26 protein-coding genes are annotated in these 24,567 nt (G+C 66.9%); 10 read left to right on the plus strand and 16 right to left on the minus strand.

What is annotated here, in order from left to right; genetic code table 11:
* Window positions 1-3: 3 nt before the first annotated feature.
* The 9 genes from HSO01S_RS15025 to HSO01S_RS15065 all read right to left on the minus strand — a co-directional run bounded on the left by HSO01S_RS15025 (window position 4) and on the right by HSO01S_RS15065 (window position 8,888).
* Window positions 4-582: a PadR family transcriptional regulator gene (locus HSO01S_RS15025; RefSeq protein WP_066043023.1), complete on the minus strand. Its 579-nt coding sequence runs from the start codon at window positions 580-582 to the stop codon at window positions 4-6.
* A 110-nt stretch (window positions 583-692) separates the two neighbouring features.
* Window positions 693-1,853, minus strand: coding sequence for a glycosyltransferase (locus tag HSO01S_RS15030; protein ID WP_157079101.1), 1,161 nt, complete (start codon window positions 1,851-1,853; stop codon window positions 693-695).
* A 59-nt stretch (window positions 1,854-1,912) separates the two neighbouring features.
* Window positions 1,913-2,281, minus strand: a complete 369-nt coding sequence (locus HSO01S_RS15035; RefSeq protein ID WP_157079102.1) for a hypothetical protein — start codon at window positions 2,279-2,281, stop codon at window positions 1,913-1,915.
* A 91-nt stretch (window positions 2,282-2,372) separates the two neighbouring features.
* On the minus strand, window positions 2,373-4,322 hold the full coding sequence (locus HSO01S_RS15040) for a DUF4407 domain-containing protein (RefSeq protein ID WP_066043026.1): 1,950 nt from the start codon (window positions 4,320-4,322) through the stop codon (window positions 2,373-2,375).
* Between the two features lie 170 nt (window positions 4,323-4,492).
* Complete coding sequence (locus HSO01S_RS15045; RefSeq protein WP_066043027.1) at window positions 4,493-5,347, minus strand: SDR family oxidoreductase; 855 nt, start codon at window positions 5,345-5,347, stop codon at window positions 4,493-4,495.
* Between the two features lie 119 nt (window positions 5,348-5,466).
* On the minus strand, window positions 5,467-5,724 hold the full coding sequence (locus HSO01S_RS15050) for a hypothetical protein (protein ID WP_066043028.1): 258 nt from the start codon (window positions 5,722-5,724) through the stop codon (window positions 5,467-5,469).
* Window positions 5,725-5,861: 137 nt separating this feature from the next.
* Window positions 5,862-7,499, minus strand: coding sequence for a hypothetical protein (locus HSO01S_RS15055; RefSeq protein WP_066043029.1), 1,638 nt, complete (start codon window positions 7,497-7,499; stop codon window positions 5,862-5,864).
* Between the two features lie 55 nt (window positions 7,500-7,554).
* Complete coding sequence (locus HSO01S_RS19120; RefSeq protein ID WP_066043030.1) at window positions 7,555-8,247, minus strand: hypothetical protein; 693 nt, start codon at window positions 8,245-8,247, stop codon at window positions 7,555-7,557.
* Between the two features lie 167 nt (window positions 8,248-8,414).
* Window positions 8,415-8,888, minus strand: coding sequence for a MarR family winged helix-turn-helix transcriptional regulator (locus HSO01S_RS15065; protein ID WP_066043031.1), 474 nt, complete (start codon window positions 8,886-8,888; stop codon window positions 8,415-8,417).
* Between the two features lie 94 nt (window positions 8,889-8,982).
* Here HSO01S_RS15065 and HSO01S_RS15070 point away from each other — a divergent pair, with 94 nt between their 5' ends.
* Window positions 8,983-10,074 carry an LLM class flavin-dependent oxidoreductase gene (locus HSO01S_RS15070; protein ID WP_066043032.1) on the plus strand — a complete coding sequence of 364 codons (1,092 nt, stop codon included), beginning with the start codon at window positions 8,983-8,985 and terminating at the stop codon, window positions 10,072-10,074.
* Entirely contained in the window at window positions 10,067-10,831 is a 765-nt protein-coding gene (locus HSO01S_RS15075; RefSeq protein ID WP_245636025.1) for an NADPH-dependent F420 reductase, read from the plus strand. Before HSO01S_RS15070 ends, HSO01S_RS15075 begins: the two co-directional genes overlap by 8 nt.
* Window positions 10,832-10,850: 19 nt before the next feature.
* Here the strand turns inward: HSO01S_RS15075 and HSO01S_RS15080 are convergent, their stop codons facing one another.
* On the minus strand, window positions 10,851-11,990 hold the full coding sequence (locus tag HSO01S_RS15080; protein WP_066043034.1) for a Fic family protein: 1,140 nt from the start codon (window positions 11,988-11,990) through the stop codon (window positions 10,851-10,853).
* Between the two features lie 181 nt (window positions 11,991-12,171).
* Here HSO01S_RS15080 and HSO01S_RS19645 point away from each other — a divergent pair, with 181 nt between their 5' ends.
* A complete protein-coding gene (locus tag HSO01S_RS19645) occupies window positions 12,172-12,303 on the plus strand; it encodes a hypothetical protein (RefSeq protein ID WP_281177829.1) in 132 nt (43 codons plus the stop codon).
* A 23-nt stretch (window positions 12,304-12,326) separates the two neighbouring features.
* Here the strand turns inward: HSO01S_RS19645 and HSO01S_RS15085 are convergent, their stop codons facing one another.
* Window positions 12,327-12,665, minus strand: coding sequence for a hypothetical protein (locus HSO01S_RS15085; protein WP_066043035.1), 339 nt, complete (start codon window positions 12,663-12,665; stop codon window positions 12,327-12,329).
* A gap of 208 nt (window positions 12,666-12,873) precedes the next feature.
* Here HSO01S_RS15085 and sigJ point away from each other — a divergent pair, with 208 nt between their 5' ends.
* From sigJ to HSO01S_RS15105, 4 genes are all read left to right on the plus strand, one after another.
* Window positions 12,874-13,824, plus strand: a complete 951-nt coding sequence (sigJ, locus tag HSO01S_RS15090) for an RNA polymerase sigma factor SigJ (protein WP_066043037.1) — start codon at window positions 12,874-12,876, stop codon at window positions 13,822-13,824.
* Window positions 13,825-13,901: 77 nt separating this feature from the next.
* Window positions 13,902-14,729 (plus strand): SDR family oxidoreductase, encoded by an 828-nt coding sequence (locus tag HSO01S_RS15095; protein ID WP_066043038.1) that lies wholly within the window; start codon window positions 13,902-13,904, stop codon window positions 14,727-14,729.
* Window positions 14,726-15,184 (plus strand): hypothetical protein, encoded by a 459-nt coding sequence (locus HSO01S_RS15100; RefSeq protein ID WP_066043039.1) that lies wholly within the window; start codon window positions 14,726-14,728, stop codon window positions 15,182-15,184. The genes HSO01S_RS15095 and HSO01S_RS15100 overlap by 4 nt, the downstream gene beginning before the upstream one ends.
* Window positions 15,181-15,936: an SDR family oxidoreductase gene (locus HSO01S_RS15105; protein WP_066043040.1), complete on the plus strand. Its 756-nt coding sequence runs from the start codon at window positions 15,181-15,183 to the stop codon at window positions 15,934-15,936. The genes HSO01S_RS15100 and HSO01S_RS15105 overlap by 4 nt, the downstream gene beginning before the upstream one ends.
* A gap of 167 nt (window positions 15,937-16,103) precedes the next feature.
* Here HSO01S_RS15105 and HSO01S_RS15110 read toward each other — a convergent pair whose 3' ends face one another.
* Window positions 16,104-16,436 carry a hypothetical protein gene (locus HSO01S_RS15110; RefSeq protein ID WP_157079103.1) on the minus strand — a complete coding sequence of 111 codons (333 nt, stop codon included), beginning with the start codon at window positions 16,434-16,436 and terminating at the stop codon, window positions 16,104-16,106.
* Between the two features lie 160 nt (window positions 16,437-16,596).
* Here HSO01S_RS15110 and HSO01S_RS15115 point away from each other — a divergent pair, with 160 nt between their 5' ends.
* Window positions 16,597-16,806: a hypothetical protein gene (locus tag HSO01S_RS15115; RefSeq protein ID WP_066043042.1), complete on the plus strand. Its 210-nt coding sequence runs from the start codon at window positions 16,597-16,599 to the stop codon at window positions 16,804-16,806.
* 124 nt (window positions 16,807-16,930) lie between these two features.
* On the opposite strand, the gene HSO01S_RS15120 is transcribed toward HSO01S_RS15115, so the two are convergent.
* Window positions 16,931-17,290, minus strand: coding sequence for a DoxX family protein (locus HSO01S_RS15120; RefSeq protein ID WP_066043043.1), 360 nt, complete (start codon window positions 17,288-17,290; stop codon window positions 16,931-16,933).
* A 100-nt stretch (window positions 17,291-17,390) separates the two neighbouring features.
* Between HSO01S_RS15120 and HSO01S_RS15125 the strand changes: the two genes are divergently transcribed.
* Entirely contained in the window at window positions 17,391-17,885 is a 495-nt protein-coding gene (locus tag HSO01S_RS15125) for a winged helix-turn-helix transcriptional regulator (RefSeq protein WP_084361728.1), read from the plus strand.
* A 640-nt stretch (window positions 17,886-18,525) separates the two neighbouring features.
* Here the strand turns inward: HSO01S_RS15125 and HSO01S_RS15135 are convergent.
* On the minus strand, window positions 18,526-18,918 hold the full coding sequence (locus HSO01S_RS15135) for a hypothetical protein (protein WP_157079104.1): 393 nt from the start codon (window positions 18,916-18,918) through the stop codon (window positions 18,526-18,528).
* A 55-nt stretch (window positions 18,919-18,973) separates the two neighbouring features.
* On the opposite strand from HSO01S_RS15135, the gene HSO01S_RS15140 reads away from it, so the two are divergent.
* Window positions 18,974-20,242 (plus strand): hypothetical protein, encoded by a 1,269-nt coding sequence (locus tag HSO01S_RS15140; RefSeq protein WP_157079105.1) that lies wholly within the window; start codon window positions 18,974-18,976, stop codon window positions 20,240-20,242.
* A 168-nt stretch (window positions 20,243-20,410) separates the two neighbouring features.
* Here HSO01S_RS15140 and HSO01S_RS15145 read toward each other — a convergent pair whose 3' ends face one another.
* Window positions 20,411-23,452 (minus strand): type I restriction endonuclease subunit R, encoded by a 3,042-nt coding sequence (locus tag HSO01S_RS15145; protein ID WP_066043047.1) that lies wholly within the window; start codon window positions 23,450-23,452, stop codon window positions 20,411-20,413.
* A complete protein-coding gene (locus HSO01S_RS15150) occupies window positions 23,449-24,504 on the minus strand; it encodes a restriction endonuclease subunit S (protein WP_066043048.1) in 1,056 nt (351 codons plus the stop codon). The genes HSO01S_RS15145 and HSO01S_RS15150 overlap by 4 nt, the downstream gene beginning before the upstream one ends.
* Window positions 24,505-24,567 lie beyond the last annotated feature (63 nt).

The following is a 24,567-nucleotide window of genomic DNA, read 5'->3' on the forward strand; positions in this document are numbered from 1 at the left end:
CGCTCAGTCCTGGGCGAGGATCGAGTAGAGCCGGCGACGCGCGTCCTCGAGCTCGGCGACGGCCTGCTTGACCTGCTCGGGGGTTCCGGTGCGGCCGACCTGGGCCGCGGCCTGGGCGAGCTCGAAGCCGGCCTTGGGCAGTGCTGCGAAGTCGCGGTCGCCGCCCTCGGAGCCGGTTCCGGATGCGCCCCACGGCTCGGATGCGCCGGCGCGAGCAGCCTCGACGCGGCCGGCCTCGGTGAGCGCGTAGGTCTTGCGGCCGTTGGACTCCTCGGCCGAGATGAGGCCTTCGTCGTTCAGGAGCTGCAGGGTCGGGTAGACGGATCCGGGGCTCGGCTTCCAGCTTCCGCCGGAGCGCTCCTCGATCTCGTGGATGATCTGGTAGCCGTGCATCGGGCGCTCGGCGAGCAGGGCGAGAACGGCGGCGCGCACGTCGCCGCGGCCCATCCGGGTGCCGACCTTCTTCTCGAAGCGGGCGCGGAACTGCTCCATCGCCTGCCAGATTCCGTCGGCGTTCATTCCGCCGCCCATGTTGCCTGCGCCTCGGTTGCCGAAGCCTCCTGCGGGATACGAGTTGCCCATGGTGCCCTCCAATGTCGATCGCGAACGATACTCGACGATATACCTCGGAGCCGCGTCTTCGACCCCCGTTCATCAACCGTGCAGTGGATGCGCAGGAACGGGGCGCGAGGTCACCCCGAGACCGCGAACGCCTCGACCCGGGCGACCGCAGATTCAGGGCCAGGGAGCGCCCGCACGGCATCCCGCAGGTGCTCGACGCGGTCCTTCATCGCCGCGTCACCGAGCAATTCTCGCGCCTGGTCCCGGATGCGCCCGGCGTCCGCCGTCACCGCGTCGAGCACGCGGCCCACGCCCGTGCGCTCGACGGTGTCGCCGGTGAAGGGCTGGTCGGCGCCCATCGGCAGGACGAGTTGAGGCACCCCGGCCAGCACCGATCGGAGGAAGACGCCGCTGCCGCCATGGTGCACGACGAGGTCGGCGTGCGGGAGGACAGCGTCGAGGTCGACGAACTGACGGATGCGGACGGGGCCGATGCGGCACTCGCCGGCCATCTCCACCGTCTTCTTCTGGCCCTCCCCGTGCCGGAACCGCTCTGGGTCGAGGTCGCGGCCGATGGCGACGACGGAGGGCACGTCGATTCCTTCGAGCGCGCCGATGATCCGGTCGAAGAGGTCACCGGACTCAGTGTTGAATTCGGTGCCCAGCGTGGCGATGATCGACGGCTGCGCGGCATCGCGTCCGGTCGGTCGAGGCGCACCGGGGTTCATCCAGACGGCGTCCGCCGGCGTGGGGAACCGAGGATCACGCATGGCCGGGGCGAACGGCACGACGAAGAGGCCGCCTTGGTGACCGATCGCGCGCCCCAGCCCGAGTTCGTGGCCGAGCGTCTCGAGCGACCTACCGACCCGCTCGGGCCGCACCAGGGCTCCGGATGCGATGACCGCCACCACGACGACCGGCACCCCCGCGAGCGCGCCCGCGGCCATCGCTCCGAAGTCGAGCTCGTCGCAGACGACGACGTCGTGGGCATCGAACGCGGCGCCCACAGCGGCAGCGGATGCTCGGGCGGCGTCCCCCGCGAAGTACTGGGCGACGACATCGACCTCGGCCTCTCGATCGACCGGCGCCAGCGGAGTGATCTCCGTGCGCACCCGCGTCCGCGCATCCGGTCGGGCGACGACCCGCCTGAACAGCCCCGCCGGCGCCCCGGCCACCCCCGAGGCGCGCCCGACGAGCGTGAGGTCGTGTCCGGCGTCCGCCAGCCCCCGAAGCAGCGGAAGCTGCGGAACCAGATGCCCGGCCCCACCGACGAACGAGCATAGTACGCGCACGCCCCCACGCTATCCCCGCTGGTAGAAGAATGCAGCCCGGCCGTTGCGGGCCTCATTCGTCAGGAAGAGTCACCGATCGGCAACTCGGGCAGGGCTCGAGCGTCGACGACCTGGATGCGGGCGGGGAGCTCTTCGCGGAGTTGGGCGACGATCATGTCGCCGAGGCCGGCGGAGACCTGCTCGTGGAGGCGGGAGTCCCAGCCTCGGTCGGGCAAGTGGTGCAGGGAGTGGTGGACCCGCCAGGCACCGATGACCTCGTCGAGCTCAGTTGAGAAACAGAGGTCGTCGGGGCCGCCGGATTCAGCCGGGGCTGTCTCGGGCGCGACGTCCGTCGTCGCATCCAGCAGCCACAACCGCCAGAGGCTGCAGTCGCGCGTGATCAGGCAGAAGGTCGTGGTCTCTGAGCGATCGGCCGAAGTGCTGTCCATCGCGGCTCCATCCCCGGAACCCTCCTCGAACGGCACCGGCTGCATCCAGCTTGCCGAACGCCGGCCGTAGGGCCGCCTGAGCAGTTTCTACTCAGAGTTGGTCGGGCAGACCCGCCTTGCGGAGGAACGCGGCCCGGTCGGTATTGCGCGGCAGCGGTCGCGTGGCCGCCTCGCCGATCTCGCGATCGCGTGCCGTCCGGCCTGCGCCGCTCCCGGCCCCGCCGCGGGTCGAAGCCGCGTCATCGCGCGTGGGCGCATCCGTCGTGGTGTCGGCCTCGACGTCGGCGAAGAGGGCCGACAGCTCGTCCGTCGCATCCTCGTCGGCTGGCGAAGCAGCCCCCGCGGTCGAGCCGCCGGCGCGCCCGGAGCCGGCAGCGGCACCGGCACCGGCACCGGCACCGGCACCGGAGCCGGCACCGCTTCCGCGCCGCCACCAAGCGTTCTCGCCCGGCCGCCCGATCCGCCCCGGTCGCGCAGCCCGCGCCGCCTCGGCCGACGCGTCCGCGTCACGAGCAACACCGCGTGCGCCGGTCAGACCCAGCGGGCGCGTCACAGTCTCATCCCGACCGAAGCCGAAGTCGAAGCCACCGGCGCCCGGACGAGCCGAACGACCGGCAGCACCGGCGAGGCCGGAATCAGTGGCATCAGAAGCCGAACCAGCACCAGCACCAGCCGGCTCAGAAGCATCCACAGTCCCCGAAGCCGAAGCCTCGAGCTCCCGCTCCCACTCCCCCATCCGCTCCGCAGCCCGCTCGCTCGCGTACCCACCCCACACCCGCAGCGCCTCCGAGATCACGACCTCCTGCTGCTCGAGCACGGCCTGGTTGATCCGCTTGCCGAACTCGATCTGCTGAGCGGCCCGATCCTCGGCCACGGCGACCTGCACCGACGCCTCGGCCGAGATCGCCTCGGCCCGGCGTGCAGCCCAGACCTCCCCGCCCGAGACCTCGCCGTCCTCCCGCACGTCGACGAGCCGGTCGTAGGCAGTCTGCCCGCCGAGGTTCGCCAGCACCTTCACGATCACCGGCAGCAGCTCGATGCACACGAACAGCGCCGCGATCATGATGTGCGCCACGTTCAGCAGCGCGTTCGCCTCGCCGAGCCGGAACAGCGCCTGCAGTCGCGAGAGCAGCCCCGCGCTGTTGTCCACCGCGCTCTCGTAGGCCGCCTGTTCGGTGGCGCGCTCGGACTGGGCCGACGCGAGCGTGGCCTGATCGGCGGCCAGCTGGGCCTTCGCGGCGTCCAGCCGGCTCTGGGCCGAGGCCTGCAGGTTCGTCGACGCCGCATCCGCTGCCGTCTGCTCGGCGGCCTTGGCCGCATCCAGCCGGGCCTCGGCCTGTTGCACCGCGACGAGCTTCGACTGCGTCACGGCGCCGTCGCCACGGATCCCCGTTCCGCCCGTGCCGTCGATCTCGGCCAGGTAGGCCGACTGGGCGGCGTCATACGCCGTCTGGGCCGCCGCGGTCGCCGCGACGGCGGCGGCGTAGTTCGGGTCGGAGGAGAGGTCGGTCTGAAGACCCTTGTCGACGATGGCCTGGTTCGAGGCGATCGACGCCTGGAGGTCGGGGATGGCGGCGAACCGCGGATCCTGGGCGATCTGCTGCTCGAACGCCGCCTTCTCCTCGGCCTGCATGACCTGGATCTCCGAGTTGATCTCGGCCGCGAAGATCTGCAACGTCAGCGGCGTCGAGATGACCGTGCCGATGATCAGCGCGAGGGCGACGCGCGGAATGGCGAGCGCGATGTTGCGCCAGACGCCCTTCTGCTTCGCCATGCCGATGATCAGCAGCCGGTCGAGGTTCAGGATGATGACACCCCAGAAGATGCCCACGATGATCGCGACGGGAAGCGGCGCGCCCACGGCCATCACGAGCGCGAAAGTCGCCGACACCGCCGAGAGGAAAGCCGTGCTGAGGATGACGCCGCCCATCGCGACGAACCGCGCGCGGTCGCCCGGCGCATCCGCGAGCACGTCGAGGCGGGCACCGCCCAGCCAGGCCATGCCGTTCGAGACGGGGTTCGAGTTGTAGCGACGAGCCATTCAGCGGCGACCTTTCGGGGACGTGACGTCGGTCGGGGCACCGGATGCGCGCACAGCGCAGCTCGGAGGTCCAGACACGAGGTGCGAAGCTACCCCACCCGTCTCCGCGTTCCCTGGCACGCGTCTGTGCGCCGCCTATCCGCGCCCGCCGACGCCCACGACGACGCTCCCTACAGGATCGGCTTCCCGCCCGTCACCGCGATGACGGCGCCCGACACGTAGCTCGCCTCGTCCGAGGCGAGGAACACGTAGGCCGGCGCCAGCTCGGCAGGCTGCGCCGCACGGCCGAGGGGCGTGTCGGCGCCGAACTGCTCGACGACGTCCGCCGGCATGGTCGACGGGATGAGCGGCGTCCAGACCGGGCCCGGTGCAACACTGTTCGCGCGGATGCCCCGCTCGCCCAGCTGCTGCGCCAGCGACGAGGTCATGCTCGCGATGGCCGCCTTCGTCGCCGCGTACGGCAGCAGCGTCGGCGAGGGCTGATCGGCCTGCACCGAGGAGGAGCCGATGATCGACGCGCCGGACGACATGTGCGGCAGCGCCGCCTTGGTCACGTGGAAGAAGGCGCCGAGGTTCGTCGCGATCGTGCGGTCCCACTCCTCGTCGGGGATCTCCTCGAGGCTCTCGCGCACCATCTGGAAGGCCGCGTTGTTCACGAGCACGTCGACGCGCCCGAACTCCTCGACCGTGCGCGCGACGAGGTCGCGGCAGTTCGCGGGGTCGGTGAGGTCGCCGGGCACGACCAGCGCGCGCCGGCCCGCCTCCTCGACCCAGTGGCGGGTGTCCTCCGCATCCTCGTGCTCGCTGAGGTAGCTGATCACGACATCGGCGCCCTCACGGGCGAACGCGATGGCGACGGCCTTGCCGATGCCACTGTCGGCGCCGGTGATCAAGGCGATCCTGCCCTCGAGCTTGCCGGTGCCCACATAGCTCGTCTCGCCGTGGTCGGCCTTCGGGGTGAGGGCGGCTTCGGTGCCGGGCACCTCCTGCTGCTGGGGCGGGCGCGGGGCGTTCTCGTCGGTCATGATGTCCTCTCGTGATGCGGGTCGCGTGCGGGTTCAGTGCGCTCGGGCGGTCGTGCGGCGGGTGAGCGGATGCGCGTCCAAGGCTCGCCGGTCAGTGCTCGCCGGTCAGTACTCGCCCCTCAGAGTTCGGGAAGCCGCGCGAGTGCGTCATCGGCCTTCTCGGGGCTGATCCCGAGATCGTCGATCAGTAGAGCGCGCGCCGGCCCCCGATCACCCCGCTGGAGCGCCTGGTAGGCGGCGTCGGCGGTCGCGCCGAGGCCGGGCGTGGGCTGCTTGGTGACGCCGAGCTGATCGGCGAGTTCTTGCGCCGTCGTCGTTCCGTAGGCGTTCTTGATGGCGGTGGGGAGGCGGTAGCCGCCCAGAGGTCCGAGGTCCATGATCTGCCTTTCGTTGCGGTCGTCGGTCACGCTACGACCGAAGCGACGCGGCCGCACCCGGGTCGACAGCAGACCCCGAGTGGGCTACGGCGCGAGTCGGCGAAACAGACCACGCACCCCTCTCGACGCGGTACCGCTCAGTCGCCCCGGGGCTTGGCCGAGGCGATCCCGCCGAGGAACTCCTCGAACGACGGGAACATGCGCTCCCGCGACACCCGCTCGGCCTCGAGCCCGATCCGGAGCACGTCGTTCAGTGGCTGCGAATCCACGTCGATCCTCGCTTGCAGCGCGGCGACCCTGGTGAACGGCGAGCCGTCCGCGGCGGCCTCCGACGCGATGCCCACCGCCGCTTCGAGCGGCCCGAGGTCGGGCAGCAGTCCGCGCATCCCGTCGAGGTCAGGAGACTCGACCGAGATGCGCCCCGGCGTCGGCACCGGAAGCACCCGCACCGTGTTCGACAGGGCGGCGGCGTCGCCGTGGTCGTTGCTCGCGCGCACGCCGATCCGTCCACTCTGCCGGGCCGTGAACCGCTCAGAGACGACGCGGCCACCCACCTCCCGCGTGATGTCGGCGCGGCCGGGGAGCTGGATCGTGAGCTGCCGGGCGCCGCTCAGCTCGACGTCGAGGCGCACCTCGTCGCCCTCGGCCACGAGAGCCGGGCTCACCACGACGCTGCGGATCTCGGGGGCCGACAGGTTCTCGATGATCACGCCGCGCAGGTAGCGGTACCACTCGCCCGGGGTCGGCCGCGCGCCCGGGTCGTCGCCCAGGGCGTCGTGCAGCATCCGTCGGCCGGTGTCGTCGAGCACGGTGCGGATGCGGTCGGCGTCGCGACTGCGCTCGAGCCCGTCGCCGGCCGGGGCGAGCACGCGGAGGACGAGGAGGCCGAGCTTGTAGAGGTCGGTCGCGACCGACTGCACCGACGCGGCGGTCGACATCGCGGGATCGGTCTTGTCGTCGCGGCGTCCGTCTTCGTCGCTGCGTTCGTCTTTGTCGCTCCGTCCATCTACGTCGCTGTCCTCGTCGCTGTCGTCGTCTCCGTCTCCGCCCACGCCGACCTCCGGCTCAGGAGCAGCCCACCCCGCGCTGTTGCGCTGCAGACTCCCCTCGCCCGCGAACGCAGCCCACTCGCATCCCACGACGAACGCCTCGGCGACCTCCCCGACCCCGAACAGCACCGACCTGTCGGAGAGATCCCCGAACACGACCCCGTGCCGATGCAGCATCGCGAGCAGCAGGCTGACCCGCGCGAGCACGGTCGCCCGGGTGACCACGTCACGCTCACCGACGGCGGCCGCACCCGCGCGTCGAGCCCGCTTCGGCGCGACCACGAGCCACTTGGCCTGCTGAGGCGCCTTCGTCTGTCCGCGGCCGTCGGCCGGGGCGTCGTCGATCGGCACGTAATAGAACGGATGCGCGGCGAGCGGCAGCAGGCACCCCACGACCTCGCCCTCGTCGTCTTCGACCACAGCCAGTGGCCACGCGGCAGCGCCGTCGAGCACGGCGCGCTCCCCCGCGTCGAGCTCCCACCGCAGGGCGACGAGCCGCGAGAGCACGGCCGAGTCCCAGTGCGCCGCCGCCCGATCGCGCACCCGCACGAACGCGAGCCCGCCGAGGTGTCCGGGCACGGTGAAGGTGTCGAGGCGATGCACCTCGGTCGCGGCGCCACTCCCGATCATCGCCCGGGCACCGAGGTCGGCCTCCCGCACGCGGATGCCCGCCGCGCGCGACACGAACGGCTCCCGAACCTCGCTCTGCCCCTGACTCTCCGACACGGGAAGCGAAGCTACCGCACCCGCATCCGCGTTTCCTGGAGCCCCCTCAGCCGCGCTACAACGATCCAGCCCCGCGGCTGATGGCCTCGACCTTGCGCGCGAGCACATCGTCGATGCGCTGTGCGTCACGGATGAGGCTCGCCGCATCCGGGTGGACGTACCCCGCGATCGAGACCAGGTCGTCTCTGAGCTGCTCCAACGGCGCACGGAATATGGGTTCGTGATGGGCGAGCCGGTTCCGAAAACGCCGCACATCATCGAGTTCTCGATGGAGTTGTTTCCGGCGCCGGCCGCTCAGGTAAGGGAATGCCCGCGCGATCCGAGGCTGCCACAGGGCCGTCTCGTAGCTCAGGAGCGGATCGCGAGGAAGCCCCGCATCCGTGAGGCCGACCCACAACCCGAAGGTCGTCGCCGCAACGACCTGTCCGGCAACAGGGTCGCTCACGCCCTTGCGACGCAAGTCCGAAACGGCGGAGTCGATCATCGAGCGCTCTCGGTCCATCAGCCGCACGACCGGATCGTTCCACGAGTCGTCCGCGCGTCCCTTCCGAAGCGCGTCGTGGATGGCGTTTCGGATGACGACCTCGAGAACGCTGATCGGTCCCCAGAACGCCGCCGTGACCTCCGCGTTCCAGAGGTAGAGGCGAGTCGCGTACCTGACATTGCCGCCGTAGTGACGGAGGTAGGTGGAGAATCGCGGGCTGCTGATGAGCCGGGGAAGCTCGCCAAGTGAACTGGGATCGATCACGGCGTGCCCGTTAAAGACTTTCGCCCCAGGAGTCCGGAGTACCGAATAGTCACTGGGGCGTTACCCAAGCAATCGTGGCCGAACTCGGGTCGGGCGTCAATTAGCGCACATGAACCTTTGAGCATTCACTGAGATTATTTCACCGAAAGGGGTCGCGCCAGGATGCGCTAACCATCGGCGAGATGGAGGCGCAATGAACGGGTGACGAGCTCGACCTCGCGCAATGAGCCGCCGGTCCCGTCCGAGGCGAAGGCCTCGACGAAGAGTTCCTGCACCGCCCGCAGGTGCGACGCCGACGCCCGCCTGAACTGCGATGCACCCAGAGGCGTCAGCACCACCTCGGCCCCACGGCTGTCGGCCGCCGACGCTTCACGGGCGACGAGGCCGCGCGACTCCATCCGCCCGAGGTGGTGTGAGAGCCGGCTCCGCTCCCAATCGATCACGTCGGCCAGCGACGACGACCGAAGCCGCCTCCCCGGAGCCTCCGAGAGGGCGAGCAACACCGCGTAATCTCCCGTCGACAGGCCCGACTCGGCCTGCAACCGCGCGCCGAGAAGGGAGCGGAGGCGGTCGCCGGTCTCGAGGAAATCGCGCCACACACGCAGCTCGTGAGCCGTCGGCGACGTGCGGGAATTTTCCATCGGATCTCCTAGTTGACATGTCAATCATATGAGCGACATGCGCACAAGCAGCGAGCACACGAGCGAAAGCTCAGCGACAAGCCGGGAGCACCCCATGACCACCCCCACCCCGATCGAGTTCGGACTCAACTCCTTCGGCGACGTCCCCACCGACGGCGACCGCACTCTCACCGACCCCGAGACCGTGCGCCTCCTCGTCGACGAGGCCAAGCACGCCGAAGCGGTCGGCCTCGACGTCTTCAGCCTGGGCGAGCACTACCGCGAGGGCTACGTCGACTCGGCGACCCCCGTGCTGCTGGCCGGCATCGCGACGGCGACCGAGCGCATCCAACTCGGCACCGCCGTCACCGTGCTGAGCACCAACGACCCGGTGCGCCTCTACAACGAGTTCTCGACCCTCGACGCCCTCTCGTACGGGCGTGCACAGCTGGTGCTGGGCCGTGCCTCCCAGACCCAGTCGTTCCCCCTGTTCGGCTACAACCTCGAAGACTACGAGACGCTGTTCGAAGAGAAGCTCGAGCTGTTCATGGCCCTGCAACGCGACATGCCGACGACCTGGCAGGGCACCGTGCGCACGCCGCTGGTGAACCAGACGCTGCACCCCACGATGCGCCCGGGCGGCATCCCCACCTGGATCGGCGTGGGCGGCAGCCCCAACTCGGTCATCCGGGCCGCCCGCTACGGTCTGCCCCTGATGCTCGCGATCATCGGCGGCGAGCCGCACCGCTTCGCCGGACACGTCGACCTCTACCACCGTGCCCTCGAGCAGTTCGGCATGCCGATCCAGCCCGTCGGCCAGCACGCCCTCGGCCTGATCGCCGACACCGACGAAGAGGCCGCCGAGACCTGGTGGCGATCGTGGGAGCCGCTCGTCACGCAGATGGGTCGCGAGCGCGGCTTCTACCCGCCGACCCGCGAGCGCTACGAGCTCGAGCTGGCGACCGGCGCGCTCTTCGTCGGATCGCCCGAGACCGTGGCGCAGAAGATCGTGCGCATGACGAAGGAGCTGCAGATCAGCCGCTTCGACCTCAAGTACGACATCGGCGGCCTCTCGGTCGACGCCCGCGCCCGTACGATCGAATTGTTCGGCACGCAGGTGGCGCCGCGGGTGCGCGAACTGCTGGCCGCCGAGGCTGCTGAAGCCGCCGAGAACTCCCTCACTGAAACGGATGCGACCCTTGTCTGACCCCCAGGCCACCCAGGCCACCCAGGCCACCCAGGCCGCCGAGCCCACTCAGGCCACCCAGCCCACCGCCCTTCCCACGATCGGCATCCTCGGTGCCGGCAAGGTCGGCACCGTGCTCAGCCGCCGCTTCCTCGCCGCCGGCTACCGCGTGCTCATCGCCGGATCCGGCAGCCCCACCAAGATCTCCCTCATCATCGACGTGCTCGCGCCGGGAGCCGTCGCGACGACATCCGAGGAGGTCGCCCGCAACGCCGACATCGTCATCCTCGCGCTCCCCCTCGGCAAGTACCGCTCGATCCCGGCCGACCTCCTCGAGGGCAAGCTCGTGGTCGACGCGATGAACTACTGGTGGGAGATCGACGGCATCCGCGACGACCTCAACGACCCGCGGCAGTCGACGAGCGAGCTCATCCAGTGGTTCCTCCCCGCCTCGCGTGTGGTCAAGGCCTTCAACCACATGGGCTACCACGACCTCGACGAGGGCCCCGCCCCCGCGGGCGCCCCCGACCGCAAGGCCATCGGCATCGCGGGCGACGACGACGATTTGGATGCGGTGGCCCGCCTGGTGGATGCGTCCGGCTTCGACCCGGTGCGCGTCGGCACCCTCCGCGACAGCATCAACCTCCAGCCCGGAAGCGCCCTCTTCGGGGCGAACCTCCCGGCCGCGGGCGTGCGTGCGGCGGCGGAGGGCTTCTGGGCCTCCGCACGCGGTCGCGAGGTGGCCGACGCCCGAGCCGCCGAGTCGATCTGGTCCTAGTTCGCGAGCGCGAAGTCCGCTAATCCCTCAGGATCGACGGAAGCATTCCGATCACATCGAGGCGTCGGACGATGTGGACTGTGAGGTCGTTCGGCCCGAAGGACGGCCGGTAGTAGCGCGAGCCCTCGCGGGTGGGAACCAGCAGCCGCCGGTCGAGGAGTCGGCGAAGACTGATGCTCCGGGCGCTTGCTGAACCAGTGAGGATGTCTGCCACGTCTCCGGCTTTGACTTCGCCGAGCAGAACGGCCCTTTTCAAGACGGACGCGTCAGTATCGGCCAAGTCGCCGGCCACTCGCATCTGTTCGATCGCGGGCCCGATCAATTCATCGTTGACGAAGTCGAAGTGCTGAAGTCGCTCGAGACGCTGCAGATCAAGCTGCATCCCGCTGACGAAGAATGTGCACCACTCGCGCACCCCGACGTCGCTCAGGTCATCGGCTCCCGCCAAAGCGTCGTAGTAACCCGCCCGGTCAGACCCGAACACCGCAGTCGGGTTGACGGTACGCAGCCCGACTGCGCTCACGAAGCCGTGTCGCCGAAGCATGAAGTAGCTGATGAGCCGTGACACGCGACCGTTGCCGTTCTGGAACGGATGCAGCCAAAGGAACCTGTGATGCGCAATCGCCGCGTGAATCAGCTGCTGATGTGCCGGGACGTCACGGTTAACGAACTCGAGAAAGTCATCCATTTCGGGCATCAGAAGAACGTGGCTCGGCGGGATGTGTTCCGCGTGCGTGATGCCGACGTTCACGCGTCGATACTCGCCCGGTGTGGGGTCGCCTTCGCGCTGGAGCCCGCGAACAGTCGACTCATGAAGGCTGCGGATCAACACGTGGGTGAGAGGAATGCTCTCATCGAGTCCGTCGAGGAACTCCATGGCCTCCTGGATGTTACTGATCTCTCGGAATCGATCAGGGGTGCTGTCGACCCCCGGTCGAACTGCTTGCAGACCGCGGACAGCGTCATTGATCGTGGTGCGATTGCCCTCGATGCGCGCGGACGCGATGCTTGTCAGTAGTTGGAACAGTCCGTGGAGCTCGACAAAGACAGACTCCGGAGTCGTCCCTCGTCCGATCTGACCGCGCAAGCGCTCGAGTTCAAAAGAAACTCGCACGAGCTCGGAGTCGAACTGGATTTCCGGCAGGGCGATTCTCGTCATGGGGTCTCCATTACTTGCGGCCGGCAGTTGCATTATTTTAGCCAGATGCTCGGCGTTCCTAGGTATGACAACGAATTCTTGCCTTTGCGGATAGAGATTATTTGTTCTATCAACCGTCGCGTATTTGCGTTCGCGGCGATGATCATTTGGTGGATCTGACTGCAAGCGCCGTGGAGGACAAGTGGACTGCACGATCTCGGGCGTCGCTCCCTGGCCGACCGACAACGGCAGCGTCGCGACTCTGCAGTGCGGCCCTTTCGTCGACTTCGACGAGCTCGCCAGCATCACGAGTGCGCAGGTGAGCGTCGACTGAGTGGGCGCGAGCAGCGCATCTGCTCAGGAAGGACCGGGTTGACCGCTGCCTAGGCGAAACGCCACGGTCTGCGCGGCCCGGTCCGAGCGCGTCGGATTGAACCCCGACAGCCGCACCAGCCGCACCCCGGCGCCGCTCGGCAGGGCGTGCACCGGCTGCTCCACGAACATCTCGTAGCTACGACCTTCACGCTTCAGCTCTGCCCAGGCGATCACCCCGAACACGTCGTCCGCGCCGCTAATCCGCCACTCCCACGAGTGCGCCCCCGACCCGTCCGACGGCTGCATCCAGAACGTGACGCGGTACACCGGCTCGATTTCTCGCTGCACGACGTCGCGCGGGTCGACAGGCAATGCCTCCATCTGCCACTCCTCGCGTCCTCGTCTGACTAGAGAGCTTGCACCGGCCCCGCTAGGTGCGCAGGTGAGTAATTGATACTCGCTTGTCGCGTGCTGCGCACCGAGAGTGGATGCACCACCGCGATATCGTGACTGACTGAGCCCGGTTCCAAGACCGGCAGAGGGCGCCGAGCGCGCGAAGCGATGCGCCCTGGGCGAGGGAGGACGAACCGTGACCGAGCAAGTCGTTGGCCGCGGACAGACCACCGACGACGCCGCCCTTGCCGAGCGCCCCCGCCTCCTCGCCCTCACCGTCCGCATGCTCGGCACCACCGCCGACGCCGAAGACGCCGTGCAGGAGACGTACGCCCGCTGGTTCCGCCTCACCGACGCCGAGCGCACCGGCATCCGCTCGCCCCAGGCCTGGCTCACCCGCGTCGCGAGCAACATCTGCCTCGACGTGCTCGGCTCGGCCCGCCACCGCCGCGAGCAGTACGTGGGCGAGTGGCTGCCCGAGCCCCTGGCCGCCGACGCGCTGAGCCGGCACGGGTACGGTCACGAACACGGCAACGCGACGAACACCGACCCCCTCGACCACGTCACCCGAGACGAAGACGTCACCATGGCCCTCCTCGTCGTCCTCGAGTCCCTCTCCCCCGCCGAACGCGTCGCCTTCGTGCTGCACGACGTCTTCGCGCTGCCCTTCGACGAGATCGCCGAGATCGTCGGCCGCACACCCCAGGCCACCCGCAAACTCGCCTCGACCGCCCGCAAAAACATCACCGAGCGCCGCCGCCGCGAGGCCCCGGTCGAGCGTCACACCGCCGTGGTCAAGGAGTTCTGGACGGCCTGCGGCACCGGCGACGTCACCGAACTCCTCCGCCTGCTCGACCCCGGCGCGGTCCTGCGCGTCGACGGCGGCGGCAAGGTGCGGGCGGCACTCCGCCCCATCCTCGGAGCCGACCGCGTCGCACGCTTCGTGCTGGGCATCCTCTCGAAGCCGGGCGACGAGCGGGCCTCGTTCGAGACGGTCAACGGCCGCACGGCGATCGTGCTGCGAGACGCCGCCGACGCCACCAACCCCGTCACCGGCATCGCCATGTTCGACGTGAAAGACGACCTCATCGCCGACGTCTGGTTCGTCCGCACCCCCGACAAGCTCGGCACCTTCAACCACCCCTGATCACATTTCGCCCGGGTCTTTCGTCTAACTGATCGAGGCCGTGCACGCCGCACGCCCCGCATCACGAAAGGCAAGACATGAAGATCGTCGTCCTCGGCGGCACAGGCCTGATCGGCTCACGACTCATCCCCCTCCTGGTCGCGGCCGGCCACGAGGCCATCGCCGCCTCCCCCACGACCGGCGTCGACACCCTCACCACCCACGGTCTGGCCGCCACACTCGACGGCGCGGAGGCTGTGGTCGACGTCACCAACGCCCCCGACTTCGACCACGTGGCCGAGTTCTTCGACACCTCCACGCGCAACGCCCTCGAGGCAGCCCGGCAGGCCGGCGTCACCCACTACGTGCTCCTCTCCATTGTGGGCACCGACGCGGTCCCCGATTCCGCCTACCTCACCGCGAAAGCCCACCAGGAGCAGCTCGTCCGCGACTCGGGAGTCCCTTTCACCATCGTGCGCGCCACCCAGTTCTTCGAGTTCATCCCCACTCTCGCCGACGCCGCCACGATCGACGGCACCGTGCACGCGACCGCCGCGCTGCTGCAGCCGATCGCCGCCGACGACGTGGCGGCGGCTCTCGCCACGGTGATCCAGGATGCGCTCGCCAGCGCCGCGACCAGCGCCGTGAACAGCGCCCCAACGAGCACCGCGACCAGCCCCGAACCCGGCGACCCAGCATCCAAGAACCCCCCGACCCCCGCCCCCGGCACCATCGAACTAGCCGGCCCCGAGCAGTTCACCCAAGACGACCTCATCCGCCGCGCCCTCGATCCCGCAGCCGATCCCCGCCCCGTCGTCACCTCCCCCGGCTACACCTACCTCGGCTCCCCGGTAGCCCGAGACACCCTCCTCCCCGGCCCGGCCGCCCGCCTCGGCACGACCCGGTACGAGGAGTGGGCGTCATGACGCTCACGGCCCGCCGCGTCATCCTCTGGATCCTCACCACCCTCGCCACACTGATCGGCGGCTGGTCGCTGCTCTGGCCGCGGCCCTGGTACGACACGTTCCCCGACGGCCTGGCCGACGGGCTGTTCGGCCAGTGGATCCTGATGGACGGCCCGTTCAACGAGCACCTCATCCGCGACGTCGGCGCGATGTACCTGGCGCTGGCCGCGGCCGGCGTGGTGGCGGCGCTCTCGCGGAGCCTGACGGCGACACGGGCGGTGGCGGTCGCGTGGATCGTCTTCTCGGCCCCGCACCTCTTCTACCATGTGCTTCACCTGCACGGCCTCGCCCCGCTCGACGCCATCGCCGAGCCGATCTCGCTGGCGCTGACCGTGGTGCTGCCGATCCCCCTCCTCTTGGGTCCGCGCATCCGCACCGCCCGACCGACCACACCCGTGAAAGGAACCACCCCATGAAGATCGCCGTAGCCGGAGGCACCGGAACCGCCGGCCACCACGTCGTCACCACCGCCCGCGCCCGCGGCCACGAAGTCGTCGTCCTGACCCGCTCGACCGGCATCGACCTCACGACGGGCGCCGGGCTAGCGAAGGCCCTGGCGGGGGTCGATGTGGTGGTGGATGCCGCCTCCGTCCAGACCCAGTCGGCAAGGGCCTCGAGGGAGTTCTTCGGTTCCATCACCACCAACCTGTTGACGGCCGAGAAGGATGCGGGCGTCGCCCACCACATCGCCCTCTCGATCGTGGGCAGCGACCTGGCCCCCTTCGGCTACTACGCCGGCAAGGCCCTGCAGGAGCAGCGGGTCGAGGCCGGCCCGATCCCCTGGACCATCCTGCGCGCCACCCAGTTCCACGAGTTCGCCCGCCAGATCTTCGGCCAGTTCAAGGTCGGCCCCATCGCCCTCGTGCCGAAGATGTTCTCGCAGCCGGTCGCGGCGCGCGAGGTCGGCGAGCGCCTGGTCGACCTCGCCGAGCGCGCGCCCTCCGGCCACGCCCCCGAGCTGGCCGGTCCGGAGGTGCTGCGGATGTCCGACATGGTCCGCGCCTACGCGTCGGCCGCCGGCACCCCCGCCCGCATCCTCGAGCTCCCCCTCCCCGGCGGCTTCGGCAAGGCCCTCCGCGACGGCACGGTCACCGCGCGCGCCGGGGCCGAACTCGGGGTGCAGACGTATGCGCAGTGGGTCGAGCAGGTGCGCCGGGCGCGGTCGTAGTCGATCGGCGGGGCGGTCGGGGAGGAAGGATTGTCCGGTTGGAGCCATAGTCCCCCGCCCGCTGCGCGGGCTCCCGCCAGGCCCGATGCCTATGGCTCCAACCGGACAACCCTTCCACCCCGCCCTCGACTTCGTCGTCGGTGGGGCGCTCCATCGCCCGAACTTGCTCAGGTGATTTGGATGCGCTGCAGCACGCCGGGCGCACTCGCCCCCAACTCGAGAGATCGCGCCCCTTCGCGTACCGGCCCCTCGAATCCGATGCTCACCTCTTCGGGCAGCACCATACCGCCTGAGGTCGTGGCCACCCACTCGTACTCGTGCCCGCCGTCGTCGCGGAGCGAGAGCCCGAGGCCCGCGAGCTCCCGCCCGACGCCGTCCGTGAGCCCCACCATCCGCACGACGACCCGCTCGGGCCACAGCTCCACGAACGACAGCACGTACCGGGATCCTCCCGGCAACTCCCCCGCCCTGTCGACGACGATCAGTCTCGGCTTGTCCACGGTTCGGTGTCCTCTCGTTGAGATCAAGCCCCCGAGGCTTCTCCTACACGACGTACCGTAGCGTCCGACACTCGCGTCCGTGCCGTCGCCAGCCGAGGTTTCCGTCACGAATTGGCCTGACACCCGCAACCCGCCCACGATGCCGAGTAGCGTGACGACCATGACAAGCAGAGCCGGGCGCCTCGCGCTCATCATCATCGGTGTCGTCGCTCTGCTGATCGGCGCCGTCTTCGCCGGGCAAGGTGCGAACCTCATCCCCGGAAGCTCGATGACCGGAGACCGCACCTGGCTCTACATCGGCCTCGTACTCGCGGTCGTGGGCATCGGGCTGATCATCGTCGGTGCGCGGCGCCGCAGGGTCGACCGCTGACGCGTCCCGGCAGCACTCCACCCCGCTAGCCTCGGCCCCCGAACGGTCAAGTCGCACGAACCCCGGCGGTCGAGCGTCCGTGGCACGCAGCACGCAGCACGCGACGGTCGAACGAGGATGCTTCTCAAAGCCAGACCGTCGCAAGCCACACCGCCACTGCAGCGATCACGAAGAGCACCACGTTCATCCACACCTTCTCCCCGCGCCGAAGGTGCACGACAGCCGCACCCACCTGCACGAGAACGAGCCCAATGGATGCCGCGAACGCAAGCCACGGCGCGACCCTGACGAGCGGCGGCACGATGAGCCCGATGGCCCCCAGCACCTCAAGAATGCCGATCGCGCGCACCGCAGCGAAGGGCATGTCGTCGACCCACCCCATCATCGGCCGGAGCGCCTCCTTCGACCGCACGGCCTTGATCCCGCCCGAGTACACGTAGAACACGGCCAGCAGCCCGGCGACGATCCAGTAGGCGATCAGCATGGCGAACCTCTTCCTTTGGTTACGATCAGTAAGCATCGCAAGCATGGGCCATCTCGAACGGCCTTACAAAAGGCACACGCGTGTAACGAAGGGCGAGCGGATGTCCGACTACGAGAAGGTCTGCCTGATCCGCGGCGACCAGGGCCGCGCCATCCGGGCGCTGCTCGATCGCGTCGCCGACAAGTGGACCCTGCTCATCATCGCCACCCTCCACGACAGCCGCCTGCGTTTCACCGACCTCCAGCGCAGCGTGCCGGGCATCTCCCAACGGATGCTCTCCCGCACCCTCGGCCACCTCGCCGAGGACGGTCTCGTGACCCGCACCTCCTACCCCGAGGTGCCGCCGCGGGTGGAGTACGAGCTGACGCCGAAGGCGCGCACGCTGCTGCCGCACGCGATCGCCCTGGCGGATTGGGCGGTGAAGAACATCGACGCCGCCGCGGCCGAGCCAGCCTTCGAAGGATCTCTACGCGCCTTATCATCGGGGCTAGGCGACTCAGGCGCGATAGCTGTCCACCGTCAGCCGGCGAAAGTGAAGCTCCGGCCGCCGAAGTCGGGGACCACCCGAACGTGGCCCCCGAGCGCCGCAATGTAGTTCCTGAGGGTCTCCAGTTTGAACGACTCGAACTGTCCGCGCTCGATCGAAGACACCTACCGCTGTGAGACTCCCATCGTCTTGCTGAGTTCTGACTGAGCCAGCGCCGCGTCTTTGCGCAGCGCCATGAGCTGATAGGCCAGTACCTCCGCCTCGGCAGCGCTGCGCGCAGCAGCGACACGCTCCGGGTCGCTGTCGAGTTTCCCGCGAATGCTCGCCCAGCTGACGGGCTTCCCCCTCGACGTCTTCTTCGTCTCTCCGCCATTCATCAAATCGTTCTCCTCAGTCCTGATCGGTGGCGAATGCCAGCCTTGATCGGTGGCGGATACCAGCCTTTCTAATTCCCGCGATTGTCAGCCCAGTGAGGGATGGGTCCCCATGAGCAATTGGTACTCATCGATGAGCCCGCACCACGCCCGCTTCACGACGCCGGCGACGCGCTGGCACTCTTCTTAATCGGGATTACACCCAAGAAGCCCGCCGCCACGAATTCCGGTAGCGCAGCGGTGCAAATCATCGGCGCCCCTTCGCCCGTCCGCTTGACGAACGACGAGCCATGCAGCGGCCCCTGGCGCACGCCGCGTGACGCTCGGCCGACCGAGCTCGACCCCGCAAAGTGGCACCAAGCGCGCTCATCGCATCACGGCGAAGCGCGCCCACTCGACCGCATCTCTCTCGTCGGGATCGCCAACGCGATGTCGATCGTTGCGGAGCCTCGGCCGGCCTGGCCGAGCTCGACGTCAAGCGCGAGGCACTGACAGTCTTCGGCGGCAAACGAACGACCGGGCCGATCAGCGCCCGCCTCGACGTTGCCCTCGCCTGGGGCCTCAGGGACGGTTGCTTTCTCCAGACGCGCCTCGGAGTTATCGAGACGGTCAATCTGAAGCACCTGGCGGAACACGTGTGCGAACACGTCGGGGCGCCCTGTTGCGTGCGCGACACCGGATTTCGATGAAGTGCATCGGCCTGCCAGCAGGGCAATCCGCGAATGCTCCCCGTGGAGCAGAAGCGAGTATTGCGTGATCAGGAGCACTACTAGCCGTCGTGTCAAGCATGGCGGCCACCCATCGCGCCCTACGATGAGCCCCATGGATCAAAAGCGCACGGTTGAGGTGTTTGTTGCTGGACGTTATCCCGCCTACACATACAACCCAAGGTCCACGAGAAAGCAGGAGTCCGAGGTCCGCCGATATCTGGACGACTCGGGCAAAGCGATGACAGTATCCGGGCCTTCCAAGTCCGGTAAGACGGTTCTGCTCCAGCATCTCCTTCCAGAGTCGGATGCTATCTGGATAAACGGCTCAGAGCTGGTCAGCACGGACGTTCTGTACAACAAAATTATCGACTTCCTGGGCATCTTCGACATGTACGAAGTCCAACAGCAAACAGGTTCGGGCCTGGGAGCAGGAGTCAAAGTCTCGGCGAAGTTCGGGGGGACTGGAGTCGAGGCAAACGCGGGTGGAAAGCTCACCGACTCTGAAACTAAAACCTTCTCTCGGACTCGATCGCCAGCCGATGTTGCAATGCAGGGCTTAGCGGAGCTACCGGTTCCCATAGTCATCGACGACTTTCATTACGTGCCAGAGCTGGTCAAACTCGACATTGTCAGAGCAATCAAGGCGCTCCTCATGCGGACACACGTCATCATGATCGCCGTTCCACATGAGGCTTTCGACGCCGTACGGCAGGAGCCGGACATGAACGGGCGAGTATGGAACCTCCAAATCAGCCCATGGGAGATCGAGGAGCTCGTGGAAGTTGCTCAGACGGGCTTCGCGGTGCTTGGGATAGTAGACGCTGCAAATAAGGTGTCGACTCAGCTGGCCACCGCGAGCATGGGCGCACCTTTCTTAATGCAACAGCTTTGTCTCGACTACTTGCTCGACGAGGAGATTATTGGCACTCAGATGCCCGCAATCGACCTACCCGATTCGAGCGACTGGAACACCTTTTTCACGGGTGTGGCCAACCGCTCCGTTCCAGGCGTTTTCGATTACCTATCTCGCGGGCCAAAGACTCACGGTCAAGAACGATCTGAACGGCGCCTCAAAGACGGTTCTGGCTCCACCGATATCTATGGCGCAATTCTCTACGCGGTGGCCCGAATGGGTCCAGTGGCATCCGTCCACTACACCGATCTCTGGCACAAAATTGATGAACTATTTTTCGAAGCCCCTCAGTCGCAGCAGGTGACAACCTCGCTCGGTCACCTTCGGAACATCGCGCGAGAAAACCGTGGAACCAGCGATGCTGCTCTGGACTACAAGGACGACTCCCTGCACATTTTGGACCCGTTCTTGTCCTTCTATCTTCAACATGGGTCTTGGGCCCTGCCTATCCCGCCGGGTAAGCAATGAGGGAGCGATGAAGGTTCCAAGATTCGCGCTGGGTTAGCTGAGCCCACCCCCACTCAGTTCAAGGGTCCGTTGGTTCTAAAATGCGGCCATACTCCGTGGAGGGCCGGGTGCAGAGTCTGATGGTCCGGGCTCAAGAGCTTCTAATCACGGACCGACACTTGGGCAGGTCTAGCCCTGCCCGCTTGCACCTAGTCCAAAGAATCGTTCGAAGAACGTCGTGAGCTTATGGATGACCCGCTGCTTCTTCTCGCCGTGGCCCCCGTCGGCAGAGAATCGGGAAACGGGCGGGAGCACCGTAGTGATGGCGGTGCCGCCGACGCGGATCTGACCGTCGCGGAACGCCGTCTCGACGAACACCTTCGTCTCCTCAGGCCGCAGGTTCTCGTCAGCGATGATCGACTCGAGTTCGCCTTCGCGTTTGGCGGCGATGTAGGCGCTCCACTCCTCATCGATCTCGCCATCGACCGAGAGCGAGTCGACGAAGTCCTCGATGAGGTCTTTCTTGTTCCGCAGAGTCGGGCTGGAGTCGACAGCGCGGGAGATTTCGGCGCGGATCTCCTTGTCGTCGCCGTCGCCGCGCTCGTCTCGGTACTTCTGCACGAGCAACAGGATGTAGTCGACGTTGATCTCGACCTGCTTGATCAGCTCGATCTCGAACACGATGTCGTCGACGATCTGCTCGCGGTCGGCGACGGTGTCGCGGCGGAACTCCGCATAGAGGTCCAGGTACACGCTCCGGTAGTCCTGGCTCTGCCTCGCGGTCAGCAGTTCATCGGCAGCGAACTCGTCGAACGAGGTGAGGATGTTCTGCAGACGGAGGATGCTACCGAATAGTGAGATGAACTCCTTCTGCGCCGTCTCCCCCACAATCGGCGCGCCGAGCGGAAAGGCGGCCAGCAGCTCGGCGGCCTTCTCTGCATAGTCACCGAAGTACTCGGCGTAGGGCTTGAGAATGACCACGCCCCGAGCATCCTTGTTGCCGAACAGCGCGATCGCGTCGTTCGTCGCGTCTTCGAGGTCGCGGAAGCTCACGATGTTGCCGTAGGTCTTCACCGAGTTCAGGATGCGGTTGGTGCGCGAGTAGGCCTGGATGAGTCCGTGCGCACGCAGGTTCTTGTCCACGAAGAGCGTGTTGAGCGTCGTGGCGTCGAACCCGGTGAGGAACATGTTCACGACGATGACCAGGTCGATCTCGCGGTTCTTCAGCTTGAGGGACAGGTCTTTGTAGTAGCCCTGGAAGCCGTCAGAGGAGGTGTCCCACGAGGCACCGAACTGTTCATTGAAATCCTGGATCGCATCTTCAAGAAAGGATCGGTCATCGAAGCTGAGGTCGCCGACCTCGAAGCCCTCCTCGTCGAGCGCTCCGTCTTCGACGGCGTCGTTGGCGCCGTAGGAGTAGATCAGTCCGATCTTGAACTGCTGGTCAGACGGGAGTTGCTCCTGCTGCTTCTGGAACGTGCTGTAGTAGCGGCGAGCGGCTCCGATGGATGCGGTGGCGAGCAGGGCATTGAACCCGCGAACGCGCCGCTCGCCGAGCGTGTAGTGCTCGGCTCGCTTGGTCTTCTGCGAGAAGTGCTCGCGGGTGTATCTGACGATCTCCCCGATGCGCTCTGGCGCGAGCAGCGCCTTCTCGGTGTCGATCGAGGAAACCTGCTTGTCGATCACCGTACCGACCTTGACGGTGTTGACATAGTCGATGCGGAACGGCAGCACGTTCCTGTCGGAGATCGCATCGACGATTGTGTACGTATGCAGCTTCTCGCCGAATGCCTGCTCGGTGGTCTTGAGCTGCGGGTTGCCGCCGCTGCCCGAGTTGGCGGCGAAGATCGGGGTGCCGGTGAAGCCGAACAGGTTGTATCGCTTGAACGCCTTGGTGATCGCGCTGTGCATGTCGCCGAACTGGGAGCGGTGGCATTCGTCGAAGATGATCACGACGTGACCGTCGTAGATCTCATGTCCCTTGTTCGCACCGATGAAGTTGGCGAGCTTCTGGATGGTGGTGATGATGATGCGCGCGCCCGGATCTTCGAGCTGCTTCTTCAGCACGGCCGTCGATCCGTTGGAGTTGGCGGCCCCCTTCTCGAACCGTTCGTACTCGCGCATCGTCTGGTAGTCGAGGTCTTTGCGGTCGACGACGAAGAGCACCTTGTCGACGCTGGGGAGTCGTGATGCGAGCTGCGCCGCCTTGAATGACGTCAGGGTCTTGCCCGAACCCGTCGTGTGCCACACGTATCCGCCGGCGGCCACTCGCCCGAGCTGCTTGTAGTTCGTGGATATGTCGATCTTCTGCAGAATGCGCTCGGTCGCGACGATCTGGTACGGGCGCATAACAAGCAGCAAGCGGTCGGCAGTTAGCACGCAGTACTTGGTGAGCACGTTGAGAAGAGTGTGCTTGGCGAAGAAGGTTCGGGCGAACGCGGTGAGATCTTGAATGGGCTTGTTCTGCGCATCGGCCCACCACGAGGTGAATTCGAAGGAGTTTGAGGTCTTGCGCACGCGCTTGGCACCGCCGGCCTCACTGATGTGCTGACGCCTCGTGGTGTTGGAGTAGTACTTGGTGAGGGTGCCGTTGGAGATGACGAACAGCTGCACGTATTCGAACAGGCCGGAGCCCGCCCAGAAGCTGTCACGCTGGTAGCGATCGATCTGGTTGAACGCCTCGCGGATGTCGACTCCGCGCCGCTTGAGTTCGATGTGCACCATCGGCAGGCCGTTCACGAGTACAGTGACGTCGTATCGGTTGGAGCGCGCCGCCCCGCCGTCTTCCTGACCCACCTCGTACTGGTTTATCACCTGCAGGCGGTTGTTGTGGATATTCTGCTTGTCGATTAGCAGGATGTTCTTGACCGAGCCGTCGTCACGTTTGAGAAGTTGGACGTGGTCGTCCTGAATGCGCACGGTCTTCTCTAAAATACCCTCAGTCGCGCCAGCAATCCTGACGGAGAAGAACTGCGCCCACTCCAAGTCGGAGAACGTGAGGCCGTTCAGCGCCTCGAGCTGAACTCGAAGATTGGCGATTAGCTGGGCCTCACTAGTGATGGGCAGATACTCGCAGGCCTGAGACTGCATCAGGCTCAGGAGCTCGCGCTCGAGGTCGGCCTCCGACTGGTAGCTGGTCTCGACAGTCTCGTCGGGCACGTACTCTGCGACAACGGTGCTCTCGGCCGACACCACGATCGGTTCGTACCGTCGCGAACTCTCGTCGCTCACGCTTCGGCCTCCTTGAGCGTCAGCAATTTCCCGCGGTAGTACTCGTATTGCTTCCGACGCGCCGCCAACTCCGCTGGCAGCCCGACGCTCAAGTCGTTCGCAAGCGCGTCGAAATGGTCAAGCCTCGCAACGACCAGTTTCTGGACCTCTAGCGCTGGAACTGGCACTCGGATCCTTGAAAAGTCGCTCTTATTGAGGATTGGCATAGTTCCGCCGGCCCGCTCGCCTTGAGAACGTATTTGCCGTCGCATTGACGTCAGAACGAAGAAAAGATAATCGACGTCCACGCCGCCGGCGGGGATGATCGCGTTGATCTGCTGGTTGGTCACGCACTCGCTAACGTTCATCACCGTCTTCCCCATGTCCGCGCCAATGCACGTGACGAGCAGAGACCCGGCCGGGACGAGAATTTTCGTCATCGTTGCCGCACCAGCTTGAGACAAACTGCGGGCTGGCTTCGAAATCCTCCTCATACCATTCTTGATGTCAGACGGCGTAACGAAGGCGAGAGCAGAGCCCCATGCCGCGTTATCAGAGGCTTTGGGCGTTCTGCCAGTAATAATTCGCCCGACCGCGCCGAGTTCGATGAAGTTGGCCTCGTGACTTGCACCATCGAGCAGTTGAGTCCGGTAATGCGCATACTGGCGTTGCCGCGCATCGAGCTCCGCCTCCAGCTCCCCGTTCAATTCTGTGAACTGGTCCAATATCCCCACGATCTCGTGCTGCACCGCGAGCGGTGGCACCGGGATTCGGAGGTCCCGGAGGATCGTCCAGTGCCTGTTGTAACCCCGGCTCGGGACTTCAAGATTGTCAATCGCGTAGTACAGATACTTCGAAATCAACCCTTCGCTGGCAGTCAGCACCTTGATTCCGTCAGCGCCCTGAGCAAACGGAAAGTCGACCCACTTGACCGCTCGCGTGTGGTCGCCGAACACGACATACTCGCCCGCGTCGACCACGAATCGGGGGTCATCAGTATAACCAGCAAGATAGCTGAGCGACTGGTCGACAATCGGGAAGCGAGAACCGAGGCCGAACTCCTCGCGCTTCACGGCACCAGGCATCGATACGATACGCGCAGTCTCTCCGACTGTTCGATGCGGGACCCCTCTCGG

The organism is Herbiconiux solani NBRC 106740 (genome assembly GCF_001571005.1).
In the GTDB taxonomy this organism is placed as follows: domain Bacteria; phylum Actinomycetota; class Actinomycetes; order Actinomycetales; family Microbacteriaceae; genus Herbiconiux; species Herbiconiux solani.

Excerpts from the sequence above, each read along its gene's own strand:
- HSO01S_RS15070 (WP_066043032.1), top strand. The coding sequence starts at position 8,983 with ATGACCACCCCCACCCCGATCGAGTTCGGACTCAACTCCTTCGGCGAC.
- HSO01S_RS15045 (WP_066043027.1), bottom strand. The coding sequence starts at position 5,347 with ATGACCGACGAGAACGCCCCGCGCCCGCCCCAGCAGCAGGAGGTGCCC.
- HSO01S_RS15025 (WP_066043023.1), bottom strand. The coding sequence starts at position 582 with ATGGGCAACTCGTATCCCGCAGGAGGCTTCGGCAACCGAGGCGCAGGC.
- HSO01S_RS15085 (WP_066043035.1), bottom strand. The coding sequence starts at position 12,665 with ATGGAGGCATTGCCTGTCGACCCGCGCGACGTCGTGCAGCGAGAAATC.
- HSO01S_RS15095 (WP_066043038.1), top strand. The coding sequence starts at position 13,902 with ATGAAGATCGTCGTCCTCGGCGGCACAGGCCTGATCGGCTCACGACTC.
- HSO01S_RS15040 (WP_066043026.1), bottom strand. The coding sequence starts at position 4,322 with ATGGCTCGTCGCTACAACTCGAACCCCGTCTCGAACGGCATGGCCTGG.
- HSO01S_RS15035 (WP_157079102.1), bottom strand. The coding sequence starts at position 2,281 with ATGGACAGCACTTCGGCCGATCGCTCAGAGACCACGACCTTCTGCCTG.
- HSO01S_RS15065 (WP_066043031.1), bottom strand. The coding sequence starts at position 8,888 with ATGGAAAATTCCCGCACGTCGCCGACGGCTCACGAGCTGCGTGTGTGG.
- HSO01S_RS15105 (WP_066043040.1), top strand. The coding sequence starts at position 15,181 with ATGAAGATCGCCGTAGCCGGAGGCACCGGAACCGCCGGCCACCACGTC.
- HSO01S_RS15120 (WP_066043043.1), bottom strand. The coding sequence starts at position 17,290 with ATGCTGATCGCCTACTGGATCGTCGCCGGGCTGCTGGCCGTGTTCTAC.
- HSO01S_RS15050 (WP_066043028.1), bottom strand. The coding sequence starts at position 5,724 with ATGGACCTCGGACCTCTGGGCGGCTACCGCCTCCCCACCGCCATCAAG.
- HSO01S_RS15140 (WP_157079105.1), top strand. The coding sequence starts at position 18,974 with ATGGATCAAAAGCGCACGGTTGAGGTGTTTGTTGCTGGACGTTATCCC.
- HSO01S_RS15125 (WP_084361728.1), top strand. The coding sequence starts at position 17,391 with ATGTCCGACTACGAGAAGGTCTGCCTGATCCGCGGCGACCAGGGCCGC.
- HSO01S_RS15115 (WP_066043042.1), top strand. The coding sequence starts at position 16,597 with ATGACAAGCAGAGCCGGGCGCCTCGCGCTCATCATCATCGGTGTCGTC.
- HSO01S_RS15080 (WP_066043034.1), bottom strand. The coding sequence starts at position 11,990 with ATGACGAGAATCGCCCTGCCGGAAATCCAGTTCGACTCCGAGCTCGTG.
- HSO01S_RS15100 (WP_066043039.1), top strand. The coding sequence starts at position 14,726 with ATGACGCTCACGGCCCGCCGCGTCATCCTCTGGATCCTCACCACCCTC.